The organism is Rhodoferax lithotrophicus (assembly GCF_019973615.1).
GTDB classification, from domain to species: domain Bacteria; phylum Pseudomonadota; class Gammaproteobacteria; order Burkholderiales; family Burkholderiaceae_C; genus Rhodoferax; species Rhodoferax lithotrophicus.
Genome location: NZ_AP024238.1, coordinates 3,897,118 through 3,909,576, shown reverse-complemented (window position 1 = coordinate 3,909,576; position 12,459 = coordinate 3,897,118). Strand labels below are relative to the sequence as shown.

Below are 12,459 nucleotides of genomic sequence, written 5' to 3'. Positions count from 1 at the left end.
TAGCCAGTCTATCGGCACGTTGGTTTAAAACTTGAGGATTGCCAAAGTGTGCAACAGGGCCAGATTGATATCTTGTGGGTTAAATCCGTGCTGGAGGCTGCAGATTTTGACGGTATCCAGCCGTGGCATTTCAACCGCCATGGCGATATCCAGGTAGGGCCAATAAGGGCCGTCTTGTGTCAGAAGGGCTTCTTTGACGCGATGGGGTAAGTGCATGGCGCGGAGTGCGCCCGGCATGGACTGAAACACCAGCAGATCAATTTGCGACAACAGACCACACAGATACAACTCGCGTTTGAGGGCCTCACTTTGGCCCGTATCCAGCAAATGGGTCATAAAACGGGCGCGCAGCACCATGGCTTGACGCACTGGTTGCAGATTCAGGTGGCTGCTGGCATGGTGTAAAAGCTCTAGAAGCCATTGTTTGGTGCGTGAGAGCCCCAGCACCATCAGCCCTTGCCGCAATGAATCGATGTGTTGGGGCAAGCCCAGGCTTGCAGAGTTGATGTAGCGTAAAAAACGGTAACTTAACAAGGGGTCCTGACCAAGCCGGTGTTCGATCTCATCCATGCCGTTATCGGCATCAATGCTGTCAATCAATTTCAGAATGACCTCTTGATCTGGTTGAAGATGCGTTTGGCGATAACTGTACAGCACGTCTTCCATCGGCCAGCCGAGCAAGGCTGCTGCAGCTTGTTCATCCAGACAATGCTCGGCCAGCGCCTGGCTGGCAATGCCGTCATAAATCTGGCCCTCCCGCACTGGACTGCGCTGGCGCAAGCTGGGGAGGCTGTTGGGTCTGCGCAGGGATGCGCGCAAGGCTTGTAATGCTTCTTCCGCAGTCAGATTTAAGGTGTTTTGGCTGAAACAAGAGGCCCACGCCGGTAAGGGACGCTCACCAGGTTGGCCGCGCCAAACCATACGTAAACCACGTTTTTGGGCTTGTTGCACGTACTGGGGCAACGCCGGGTGGCTGAGTAATTCGGCGAGGACTTCAACCCGGGCCAGTGCACTGGGGGTGTGCTCCAGCAAGTCCATCAACAGGGTGGGATGCGGGGTGGACAAAAGCAATGGAGGGGCCAGGGGGCTCCAGAGCTTTTGCAACTCGGCCAGCAGAGCGTAGGTATGGGGTTGAATCCCGGGCAGGGTGTCCAGACAAAGTTGCACCCCTGCGATCTGGCGCTGGGCGTTCCAAAGCAACTGGTAGCCCATGGCCACATGCTGCAATGCACCCGCAGCCATGGCCTTAGCCGCCTATGAAGTTGAAGAGCGACAGTTTCTGGATTTGGGCGTAGGTTTGTAGTGCAGCCTGGTAACCGGTTTGCTGGGTTTGGAAGTCTGAAATACCTTTGACCATGTCAATATCTTCGGCGCGGGAACGGTCTGCCTCCATCTGGATGCTGCGTTTGTCCTGATTGCCAGAGATGCGGTCGGCACGGTTAAGTAATTCACCCGCTTGGCCGCGAACTGCCGAGACACGCTCCATACTGATGTCAATGTTGTGCAGTGCCTGAGTGACGGTTTGCACCGCTTCATTGCTGTTGATGGCGTTTCCGATATGGCTGATGGCATAGTCCATATCGCTGAAAACGCTGGAACTGGCATCTACGGTTACCCGGTCATTGACAGCTGGCGTGCCTGTAATCGAAAAACTCAGCCCAGGAATGGCCGTCACGTTGAAATTGGCACTCTGGCCGGTGGGATAGCTGACGGTGACATTGCCAAAGGGGGCCGGTGCGCCAATGGGATTAACCGCAGGGGTTTCGGTCACACGGTAGGTGGCATTGGTGACACCGGGTGTGGTGGTGGTGTCAATGTTGGTGAACTCAACGGTATAGGTCGGGAAAGGGACGGAACCCGTAGCCTGGGCTGCCGTGGCGGTGGCTGAAACCACGGTGCTGTCGGTCATGGTCACCGGACCGGTTTGAAATGAACGGCCAGAGATGGAGCCGGTGCTGGTGTTGGAGATGGTGCTGGTGAAGACACCGTCGCGCGAGGGTTGATGCATGAAGGCGCTGTCACCGTCCAGGGCCACGGGAATGGACACGGCGGTGTTGCTGGTTTGACCAGGCAAACCATTGAACGAATATTCAGGTGCTGTGGTGTTGGGGCCGACAAAGGGGGCAAGTGCACTTCCTAACGCGTTGAACAAGGGCAGGCCATTGGTGTCTTGCCGGTTGGAGAGCGAAAACACTTGGTCACGCAAGCCTTTCATTTCTTGCGCAATGGTTCGTAATTCAGAGGCCGTGTGGATGCCGTTACCTGCATTCACAACCAGCTCACGGAATCGTTGCATGGCATCAGAAACATCCCCCAGCGTGCTCTCCGCTTGGGTGATGGCGTTGCGCTGGGACTCCAGAGCGCGCTGGTCGGTGGCAATACGGTTGATACGGGTGAGGGCCCGTTCAGCAATGGCGGCGCTGGTGGGGTCATCGCTGGCACGAACCACGCGTTTGCCAGAAGTCAGGTTTTCTTGCAGGGCCGACAGTTTGGATTGCCGGGCCGTGATGGTTCTCACCGCATTGTCATAGGTGTTGGCTGAACCGAGTCTGGAAAAAGTGGCATTGGCCATGGTGAACGCTCCTGCGTTGGGTATTCTTAGCGACCCAGGGTCTGGATCAAGGTGTCAAAAATGCCTTGTGCGACCTGGATCATTTTGGCTGAGGCTTGGTAGGCCTGCTGGTATTGCAGTAACTTGGCAGCTTCTTCATCCAAATTCACGCCAGAGACACCGGTACGGTCTTTTTCAAGGTTGGCGGCCAGTGAGCTGGACACCTCTGCCGAGTAATTGGCACTTTGCGTGCGAATGCCAATTTGTGAAATCAGCCCGGCATAACCATCGGTCATGGCAGCGCCGTCAAACAGGGCCAGATCACGCAGATTCATGAGTGCGGATGCGTTGTCGGCATTGAGATTACGCATGTCACTGGCCTGTGGCTGGATGGTGAACGTGTCACCAGCCCGGGGCGTGCCTTGCAGGGTCAGCGACCATTGACTGGGGGGTGTTGTGGCGGGGAGACTGCCGCCAATGGCCTGATTGGGCGTGTAGTTGAACTGTGTTTTGGGTACACCCGTATCGTCACTGCGTGTGAAATGGCTGGTATCCACAAAGTTCAATGTCACGGGGGTTCCCGTGGTTTGAATCAAGGGTGGATTGGTCAGTGTGCGAAGTGCGGTCAGTTGCAAGCTGCCTGTGTTGGCACTGCCCATTTTTCCAGCCAGGGGGTTGGCGACAGCCAAGGCGCGGGCAGAAGAAAACTCAGCCTGGATGTTGCTGGCAGACGTGCTGTAGGGTTTGATCAAAAATAGGTCGCCGACTTGAGGGGCACTGGTGCTGACAGAACCGATTGACAGCCCGTCCAGCGCGGGGAGATCATTCAAACCGGTGGCGGGATTAAAAAATGAAAAGCTGCCGTTGGTGGTTGCGGTACCCGGTGTGAACGAAAACCCGGTCGTGACACCATCGGAACGCCGAACCGCCACGCCTTGGGTTGAACTGGAAAAACTCAGCTCATAGTCAGAGGCCACCAGTTGGGTGACATCGCTCAGTTGCATGGTCAGGTTGCCTGCTGCGGCCGAATTGAGGGTGGCCGGCGGTGTGGGTTGCAAGATATTCCCCGTACCAAACACGGTCTGGGTCAACAAGTTCTGACCTGGATTGCCATCCATATCCACGCCCAATTTGTGTTGGTCGTTCATGCTGGTACTGATTCCCAAGGTGTAGCGCCCCAGCAGATTGCGTGCTTCGGCCATATCTGTGTTTTGGAATCTCAGCAGACCGGGTACCTCCCCGCCACCCAGGACATTTTCATCCAGCACGGCCGTCTGTCCGTTGCGAGTCAAAGAGACTTTGCTGCTGCTTGGATCATTAAAAGTGTCCCCTGTCAGACTCAGGGTGGCGGACGTGTTGCCAAGAACCAATGCCTGGCTACCCCCTACGAAGATGCTCACCGTACCGTCCGTGGCCGATGTGGATGAGGTTTGAATGTATTGGTTCAGATTACGCACCAACTGATCACGCTGGTCGTACAGGTCATTGGGCGGTTGTCCTGTACCCGTGGCCCGTGCAATTTTTTCATTGACCGCTGCAATACCGCTGGCGATGCTGTTGATGCTGTTGACTTTGTTTTTGAGTTCTAGGGTTAAACCTTGTTGCAGGTCATCCAGATTGGCGGCCGTACCCCGCAGCCGCAAGGCGGTTTCACTCACTTTGGTCAAGGCCACGGTACGTGCGGTGAGATCGGTTGGCGAATTTGCGACATCCGAGAACGCATTAAGCATGTCGCTCACTGCCGCACCCAGGCCATTGGTTCCGCCCTGGAACAGGGCTTCAAGTTGTTTCAATTTTTCAGCACGGGCGGTGTCGCCCGAGCTGGTGGCCCCTGCCAAAGCCGATTGACGGGTCAAGAATTCGCTGTAGGTGCGTTCAATGGTGGAGATTTCAACGCCCTTGCCGATATAGCCACTGCCTGTGAACTGGCCTTGGACGGTTTGGGACACCGCGGATTGGCGTGAATAGCCAACAGTGTTGACGTTGGCAATGTTATGGCCTGCCGTTTGCAAGGCCGTTTGATTGGCCATCAGCGCCCGTGCGCCAACGTTGAGTAGGCTGCTCATATGCTTTGCGCCACCACTTGGGTGCGCGCTTGTAGCCGCTGGGTGGTTTCAATGGCCCGACTCAACTTGGCGGCATAGTGGGGGTCGGTGGCGTAACCGGCTTTTTGCAAGCCACTGGCAAAGGCAAAAGCCGAGCCAGTTTGTTCTTTGGCTTGGGCATAACGTGGTGAGGTGCTGATCATGCGGGCGTAATCCCGGAACGATTCATCATAGGAGTCGTAGGCGCGGAACTTGGCGACCTGTTTGTGCGCCACGCCGTTCACATATTCCGTGGTGGTGACTTCGGCCACCTTGCCTTTCCAGCTGGAGTCGGCCTTGATGCCAAACAGGTTGAAAGACGGTTTGCCGCCACGCAGCTTGATTTCATGCTGGCCCCACCCGGTTTCATGGCCAGCCTGACCAACCATGTAGCTGGCCGGAATACCGGTTTCTTTCTCAATGCGGATGGCCGTCTGGGTGTGGCTTTCAACAAATCCGGTTTGTGTGGTGGTGGGTTTGACCGCCTGTTTGCCGTAGGCCGCCAGCGAAGAGGCGCGTTGCAACGCGCTGGTGCTTGCGCTGCTCAAGCCGCCTGTGCTTTTCATGTCGGGTGAGCTCACCCCCATTTGACGTGACAGTTGAGCGGCAATCATGTCGGACAGACCGCCGGGCTTGCCCGACATTTGTACGGCCAGTTGTTGATCAAGCAAATCTGTGCCCAGATTGGAGCCGGGGCTTTCCAGCATGCCGGACTTCATGGTGGCTTCACGCATACTTTTGATCAGTTCACGCATGAACAAGGACTCAAACTGTTTGGCGGTTTCCTTGATGGCCTGCGGGCTGCTTTGCCCGGCTTGCAGTTTGAGCAGGTTGAGCGACTTGGCATCAGCCGCCAGCCCGTTCGACACCGAGGTGGATTGACCCAGACTCATCAGATCACCTCCAGCTCGGCATTCAAGGCACCGGCGGCCTTGATGGCTTGCAAAATGGCCAACAGGTCCTGGGGCGTGGCACCCAGGGAGTTGAGGGCGCGCACCACATCGGCGAGCTGGGGTGCGGCAGGCAACTGGATCAGCATGCCGGGCTCATTCTTGATCTGGATGTCGGATTTCTGGGTCACGGTGGTTTGTCCACCCGACAGGGCATTGGGTTGACTCACATTGGGTGTGTTGCTGATGCTGATGGACAAGTTGCCATGAGCAATGGCGCATGGGCCCAGGGTGACGGCCTGGTTCAGCACAATCGAGCCGGTGCGGGCGTTGATCACCACTTTGGCGGAGGCAATCGATGCTTCCAGTGGCAACTCTTCCAGCTCGGCCATGAAGGTCACGCGGGCATCGGGCTCCATGGGGGCATTCACCCTGATGGTGCGACCATCCAGCGCTTGGGCCGAACCGGCACCAAACCGGGTGTTGATGGCTTGTGCCACATGACGGGCTGTTTGAAAGTCGGAGGATTCCAACCCCAGGATCAGGCTGTTGCCTTCTTGTAAAGGGGTGGGGACGCTGCGCTCCACTTGTGCGCCATTGGGGATGCGGCCAGCGCTCAGATGGTTGACCTGCACTTTGCTGCCACCAGCTGCAGCGCCTGCGCCTGCCACTACCAGACTGCCTTGGGCCAGGGCGTAAATTTCGCCATCGGCACCTTTGAGGGGTGTGGAGATCAACATCCCCCCTTTGAGCGATTTGGAGTTGCCCAGGGAGGACACGTTGACATCAATAGCTTGTCCGGGCCGGGCAAAAGCGGGCAGTTGTGCCGTCACCAGCACCGCTGCCACATTTTTCATTTGCAGCTGGGAGGCTTGTGCGGTTGGCAGCGTAATGCCCAACTGTTGCAGGTAGTTGGCCAGGCCTTGTGAGGTATAGGGCATTTGGGTGGTCTGGTCACCCGTGCCGTCCAGTCCCACCACCAATCCAAAGCCTGTGAGCTGATTGCTGCGCACGCCTTCCACGGCAGCAACTTCCTTGATACGGGTCGCTTGTGCCGGTGTGCTGAACACCATGGCCAGCAACGCCAGCAGGACGACCGCAGTCGATGCAGTCCTGCTGGTTTTTGGTGTGTTGAAAAAATTGTGCATTTGGTTTACCCCTCGGCACAATTCTGCGCAACTTTAGAACGGTAGAAAGCTGAAAAAGAACCGTGTTAACCAGCCAACTGTTTGTGCTTCGGCCTGGGCACCGCGACCTTTGGACTCCATGCGGGCATTGGCCACCTGGGTGGAATTGATCAAATTGCCGGGTTGAATCAGACGCGGATCAATGGTGCCCGAGAAGCGCATCACGTCCACGTTCTGGTTCACGCCAATCTGTTTGTCACCGGCCACCAGCAAATGGCCATTGGGCAGCACTTCCACCACCGTGGCGGTGATGGTGCCATAGAAGGTGTTGGCACTCTCGGTACCGCCTTTGCCTGAGAAGTCGCTGGCAGAGGCTGTGCCGGATTTGAGATTAGCCAAGTCCATGGGCGACAGCATGGGGAATGCCGTCACGCTGGTGGAGCCCGAGGTGGTGCGGTTGGCCGTGGATTTGGACACCTGGCTGGCGGTGACTTTCTCCACGATCTGGATGGTGATGTTGTCGCCCACTGTGCGGGCGCGTGGGTCTTCAAAGGCCGGACGGTAACTGGTTTTCTGGAACAGGCTGCCCGATGCAGGCCCTGTCGCCACAGGGGTTGCCGCCATGGGCGTGGCTGATTTTTGTTCCGGGAAGTCAACACTGACCGTTTGTGGCAGTGAGCTGCAGGCCACAGAGACCATGGATGCTATTAAATAAATAGCTACTCGCGCATGTTTTACAAGCACTAGAGGTCTATTTTGCATAAATTTTTTCATGATCAACCTCACACATCAGAGCTGACCGAGTTTTTGCAGCATCTGGTCAGAGGTTTGGATGGCTTTGGAATTCATTTCATAGGCCCGTTGGGTCTGGATCATGGTGACCAGTTCCTGCACCACGTTCACGTTGGAGGTTTCCACATAACCTTGCATCAGCGAGCCCATGCCGTCAGCGCCTGGCGTGCCGGCATTGGGTTGGCCAGAAGCTGCACTTTCGGCATAGAGGTTTCCGCCCAGAGGTGTCAGGCCCGCCGGGTTGATGAAGCGGGCGGTGGCAATGGTGCCGATACTTTGTGCGGCGGCTGTCCCCGGAATGGTGGCGGATACCGTGCCATCACCCGAGATGGTGACGCTGGTGGCATTGGCTGGCACGGTGACACCGTTGGCAATGGGCAGGCCGGTGGAGGTGACCAGTGCACCCGCCGCGTTGATCTGGAACGAGCCATCGCGGGTGTAGCCGGTAGTGCCATCGGGCATGGTGACCTGGAAAAAACCGTCGCCCTGGATGGCCACATCCAGCTTGTTGCCGGTTTGTTGCAGGCTGCCTTGTGAAAACGAGCGGCTGGTAGCCACGGTGCGTACCCCCAAGCCAATCTGCAGGCCGGTTGGCAGCGTCGATTGTTCGGTGCTGTTGGCTCCTACCTGGCGCAGGTTTTGGTACATCAAGTCTTCAAAGACCGCCGTGGAGCGCTTGAAGCCGTTGGTGGAGACGTTGGCCAGATTGTTGGAAATCACGTCCAGCTGGGTTTGCTGGGCTTCCATGCCGGTTTTGGAAATCCACAGGGAGTTGATCATGATGGTGTCCTTGAAATATCAGCCTTGCATGCTGAGCAGTTGAGCGGCCGAGCGGTCATCCGCCTCGGCGGTGGTCATGAGCTTGGTTTGTGTGTCAAATTGACGGGCCGCCTGGATCATGTTGACCATGGTTTCGATGGCATTGACATTGGAACCTTCGATCACCCCCAGTTGCAGCCGGGCATTGGTGTCGTTGGCCATGGGAGCGCCTGAGGCAGGGCGAAACAGGCCGTCATCACCACGCTGGAGTGGGTCATCCGCTGTAGGGGTTGCTAATTTCAGCCGGCCAATGCCGGTGGAGGGCTGGTTACCCACTTTGGCGCTCAGGGTGCCATCACTGCCCAGGGTGACTTCTGCGCCCGTGGGTACCGTGATGGGCGCACTCCCGTCGCTGAATACCGTCAAGCCATTGTTGGTTTTGAGTGTGCCATCTGGCGCGACCTCAAACGAGCCGTTGCGGGTGTAGGCCTCGGTGCCATCCCGGCCTTGTACGGCAAACCATGAATTACCCGTGGTCATGGCATCCATGGCGCGGCCGGTGCGCTGGGGTGAGCCAGGCAGGTCCAGAAAACCCGGAGTCGCCTCCAGTGCCATCACCCGGGTGGTGGATCCATCACCACGTACCGGGACCGAGCGGTAGGTGGAAAGCTCGGCCCGAAACCCGTTGGTGTTGGCGTTGGCCAGGTTGTTGGCCAAAATGGCTTGCCGGTGCTCGGCGGCATTGGCACCGGTCATGGCGGTGTAGATCAGGCGGTCCATGGTGGTTCCAGCTTAGATAGCGATGTCCTGGTGGGTTATCAACGCAGATTGACCAAGGTCGAGAGCACCTGGTCTTGTGTTTTGATGGTCTGGGCATTGGCCTGATAGGATCTTTGTGCCACCATCATATTGACCAGCTCAGCCGTCAAATCAACGTTGGATTCCTCCAGGGAGCCCGATTTCAGCGCACCAAATTTGCCGCTACCGGGTGAGCCCTGAACCGGTTGGCCGGACGCGTAGGTTGCGGCCCAGGCATTGCCGCCCAAGGGCGAGAGACCTTGCACGTTGCGGAAATCTGCCAAGGTGACCTGACCAGCGGCCTGGGTTTGACCATTGGAATAACGGGTGGTAATCACACCATCCTCCGCAATACTCAGGCCGGTGATTTCACCCGCCGTGTAACCATCTTGCGTGAGTGTGGAAACCGCGAAGGCGGTGCCGTATTGGGTGACGTTGCTGGTGTCCAGTGAGACAGAAAACTGGCCAATGGTGGGGTTGGGCGAAGTCAAGGTCAGGGAAGTTGGTGTTGATGACGGAATAAGTTTTCCCGATGTATCAAACTCCATACGGAATAACGCACCACTGGCGACGGAGCCTGCCAAAGCCGTATTCGCTGGAATGGTGGCACCACTGGCGGTTCCGGCCACGGTGAAAGTAGGCAGTAGTGTGCTGGTGATGGGGGGAATCACGGTGCCGGCTGCAGGTGGTGTGAAGGTGCTCAAGCCAGCGGCTGCCTTGGTTGGATAGAGTGGAATGGAGCCACGTGCGTAGGTGGGCAAGTTGACCCAGCCTGGGGTGGCTGCGTTAGCGGTATTCAGTGCGGTGTTTTTGGCATCAAGCACCGCATTCTCTGCATTCAGTTTGGTGTTTTTGGTATCCAGGTCCGCGTAGCTTTTGTTGATGGCCGTATTGGTGGCATGCAGCGCTGCATTGGCGGCATTCACGGCTTTCACGCTTGCATTGGCTGGGTCGGCAATGGCCGCTGCGTTCGCCGTCAGGGCGGAGGTGCCCGCTGTCACGGTGTTGGCATCAAAGACATCCCAGGCATCGGTCAGAACAGGCGGTGCAGCTGAAAAATCAGGCCCCACTTTGGTGAAATAGAGGTTCACCGGAACCCCCACCCCTTGGGAGTCATAAGCAGTTAATGACGTGCCATATTTGGTGATGGGGGTGATTGGAACGGCGGCAACGGCGGGAGGCCCCACCACTGCGGGTGAGCCAACCGCCAGAGTGGCCCTGGCATCCAGGTTGAGTTCGGCGGTGATGGCTTTGGTTTGACTGGCACCAATAGGTGCATTGGTCGGAAGTTTCAATTTTTGGATGGATGCACTTGTGGATTGACCGACGCTGTCAGTGGGGTAGCCCATGACATTTGCACCTGCGTTGGTTTTGATGTAGCCGTCTTTGTCGAGTTTGAAGGAGCCATCGCGGGTATAGGCCAAGGAACCATCCGGTTGTGTCAGTTGAAAAAAACCGCCTCCGTTGATGGCCACATCCAGGCTATTGCCGGTTGTCGAGATATTGCCTTGGGTGAATTGTTGGGAAATGGTTGCGACCGATACCCCAATACCTGCACCGCTGACTCCGGCAACACCCAGCGACGATGCCACCAAATCGCTGAACTCAGCTCTTGATAATTTCATGCCGTAGGTGTTGGCATTGGCAATGTTGTTGCCAATGACATCCAGATTTCGGCTGGACGCGTTCAGTCCTGAGAGTCCGGTTTGGAATGACATGATGGTTTCCTTTGGGGTCTGAAAATAAGTTAAAGAATGGCTTTGACGCTGCTGTAGGCCACATCCGGGCGGCCTTTCAGTTGAACCTTCATGCCAGTGGCATCACCGCTGACGGACGATACCGTGGCGCGAACCATGGCGGTACTTTCAATGGCTTTGCCGCCCAGCGTGGCTGTGACTTTGAAACTTGGACTGCCACTGAAGTTGTAGCTTGAGGCATCCCAGGTAAACGCTTGGCGGCCAGCGTCGAGAGCGCCCAGATTAAAGGTGTCAACGACCTGGCCACTGGGTGATAAAACATCCACCTTGACGCTCTCTGCGCGGCCCGCCAGATCAAAGGCTGCGCTGGCGGCGTTGTTGTTGATCGCCAAAGTGTTGCCTTCAATCAACACATCATGGCCCACCATGCTGGACCCTTGCAGCACCTGCATAGCGGTGAACTGTTCGGCCATGCTTTTCAGGGTGTCATTCACTTGCTGGATGCCGGTGACCGTGTTGATCTGTGCCATCTGGCTGGTCATCTGGGCGTTGTCTACCGGGTTCATGGGGTCCTGGTTGTTCAACTGGGCCACCAGGAGTTTCAGAAAACGGTCTTGTGCGGCGTTCATGTCCGCAGCACTGTTGGTTGAGCTGGCGCTGGTTGAACTGGTGGTTGATGCCGCTGTTGTGGAGCTTACGTTAAGCATGGTATTGGCCTTTGAAAAACTTATTGACCCATTTGCAGCGTTTTAAGCAGCAAGGTTTTGGCGGTGTTCATGACTTCCACGTTGTTTTGATAAGAGCGCGAAGCTGAAATCATGTTGACCATTTCCTCCACCGGGTTGACGTTGGAATAGTTCACATAACCTTCCGCGTCTGCCGAGGGGTGGTTGGGGTCGTGCACACGCTTGAAGGGCGCATTACTTTCGGTGATCTCTTTGACCTTGACCCCGGCGGTGGCATCGGTGCCCATGGGGACAGTTTGAAACACCACATTGCGGCTTTTGTAGGCCGCACCATCGGGGCCGGCCACCGCATCCACATTGGCCAAATTGCTGGCGACCACGTTGAGGCGTTGTGACTGGGCGCTGACGGCGCTGCCTGACACGTTGAAAATTGAAAACATGGACATATCAGTTCTCCAGAGTGCAGTGGCCTATTGCCCCTGTATGGCACTCAAAATGGTTTTTGACTGGCCGTTGATGAAGCGCAAGGTGGCCTCATAGCGAACCGAGTTGTCCACAAAGCTGGCACGCTCACGATCCATGTCCACACTGTTGCCATCCACGCTGGGTTGGCTTTGCATGGCATAGGCCAAAGTCGGGGTGCCGCTGAGCTGACCGTCTTGGATGCCCGCAAGTGCCATGTGCCCTGGGTTGCCTGGACCGGTCTCAGCGCTGCTGGTCTTGCTGTCCACCAGATTCAGCTTGGGCAAGGTGCGACCAACGTCGCCCGTCATTTGCGCCAAGGCGTCTTTGAAGTTGATGTCACGTGCGACGTAGCCCGGTGTGTCGGCGTTGGCCATGTTACTGGCCAGGATACGTTGGCGTTCGGCACGCAGCACCAGGGCTTTGGCGTGAATATCCAAACCACTGGTCATTTGAGCAAACATCCAACACCTCGACTTTCTTGAATTCATCCCGCCTGGAATGCGAGCGGTGACTTGTCTGGTGGACGATTATGAAAACCACAGCAAATTTCTAAACCGTAAATAACGGGCTAAATCAGGTGTACTTCATTTTTTATTCAACCAGAGACTGG

12 protein-coding genes are annotated in these 12,459 nt (G+C 56.7%); all 12 read right to left on the bottom strand.

Going from position 1 to position 12,459, the window contains the following annotated elements:
* Positions 1-24 precede the first annotated feature (24 nt).
* The 12 genes from LDN84_RS18130 to flgB all read right to left on the bottom strand — a co-directional run bounded on the left by LDN84_RS18130 (position 25) and on the right by flgB (position 12,310).
* Positions 25-1,242: an HDOD domain-containing protein gene (locus LDN84_RS18130; protein ID WP_223904825.1), complete on the bottom strand. Its 1,218-nt coding sequence runs from the start codon at positions 1,240-1,242 to the stop codon at positions 25-27.
* A 4-nt stretch (positions 1,243-1,246) separates the two neighbouring features.
* On the bottom strand, positions 1,247-2,572 hold the full coding sequence (flgL, locus tag LDN84_RS18125; RefSeq protein WP_223904824.1) for a flagellar hook-associated protein FlgL: 1,326 nt from the start codon (positions 2,570-2,572) through the stop codon (positions 1,247-1,249).
* A 26-nt stretch (positions 2,573-2,598) separates the two neighbouring features.
* Positions 2,599-4,617, bottom strand: coding sequence for a flagellar hook-associated protein FlgK (gene flgK / locus LDN84_RS18120; protein ID WP_223904823.1), 2,019 nt, complete (start codon positions 4,615-4,617; stop codon positions 2,599-2,601).
* Entirely contained in the window at positions 4,614-5,528 is a 915-nt protein-coding gene (gene flgJ, locus LDN84_RS18115) for a flagellar assembly peptidoglycan hydrolase FlgJ (protein WP_223904822.1), read from the bottom strand. Before flgJ ends, flgK begins: the two co-directional genes overlap by 4 nt.
* Positions 5,528-6,673: a flagellar basal body P-ring protein FlgI gene (locus LDN84_RS18110; protein WP_223904821.1), complete on the bottom strand. Its 1,146-nt coding sequence runs from the start codon at positions 6,671-6,673 to the stop codon at positions 5,528-5,530. The genes flgJ and LDN84_RS18110 overlap by 1 nt, the downstream gene beginning before the upstream one ends.
* Positions 6,674-6,706: 33 nt before the next feature.
* On the bottom strand, positions 6,707-7,351 hold the full coding sequence (locus LDN84_RS18105) for a flagellar basal body L-ring protein FlgH (RefSeq protein ID WP_223904820.1): 645 nt from the start codon (positions 7,349-7,351) through the stop codon (positions 6,707-6,709).
* Positions 7,352-7,441: 90 nt separating this feature from the next.
* Positions 7,442-8,224 carry a flagellar basal-body rod protein FlgG gene (flgG, locus tag LDN84_RS18100; RefSeq protein ID WP_223904819.1) on the bottom strand — a complete coding sequence of 261 codons (783 nt, stop codon included), beginning with the start codon at positions 8,222-8,224 and terminating at the stop codon, positions 7,442-7,444.
* 18 nt (positions 8,225-8,242) lie between these two features.
* Positions 8,243-8,983 (bottom strand): flagellar basal-body rod protein FlgF, encoded by a 741-nt coding sequence (locus LDN84_RS18095; protein ID WP_223904818.1) that lies wholly within the window; start codon positions 8,981-8,983, stop codon positions 8,243-8,245.
* Positions 8,984-9,021: 38 nt separating this feature from the next.
* Positions 9,022-10,719 (bottom strand): flagellar hook protein FlgE, encoded by a 1,698-nt coding sequence (locus tag LDN84_RS18090; protein WP_223904817.1) that lies wholly within the window; start codon positions 10,717-10,719, stop codon positions 9,022-9,024.
* 29 nt (positions 10,720-10,748) lie between these two features.
* Positions 10,749-11,405 (bottom strand): flagellar hook assembly protein FlgD, encoded by a 657-nt coding sequence (locus LDN84_RS18085; RefSeq protein ID WP_223904816.1) that lies wholly within the window; start codon positions 11,403-11,405, stop codon positions 10,749-10,751.
* A gap of 20 nt (positions 11,406-11,425) precedes the next feature.
* Positions 11,426-11,830: a flagellar basal body rod protein FlgC gene (gene flgC / locus LDN84_RS18080; RefSeq protein ID WP_223904815.1), complete on the bottom strand. Its 405-nt coding sequence runs from the start codon at positions 11,828-11,830 to the stop codon at positions 11,426-11,428.
* 24 nt (positions 11,831-11,854) lie between these two features.
* On the bottom strand, positions 11,855-12,310 hold the full coding sequence (gene flgB / locus LDN84_RS18075) for a flagellar basal body rod protein FlgB (RefSeq protein ID WP_223904814.1): 456 nt from the start codon (positions 12,308-12,310) through the stop codon (positions 11,855-11,857).
* Positions 12,311-12,459: the final 149 nt, after the last annotated feature.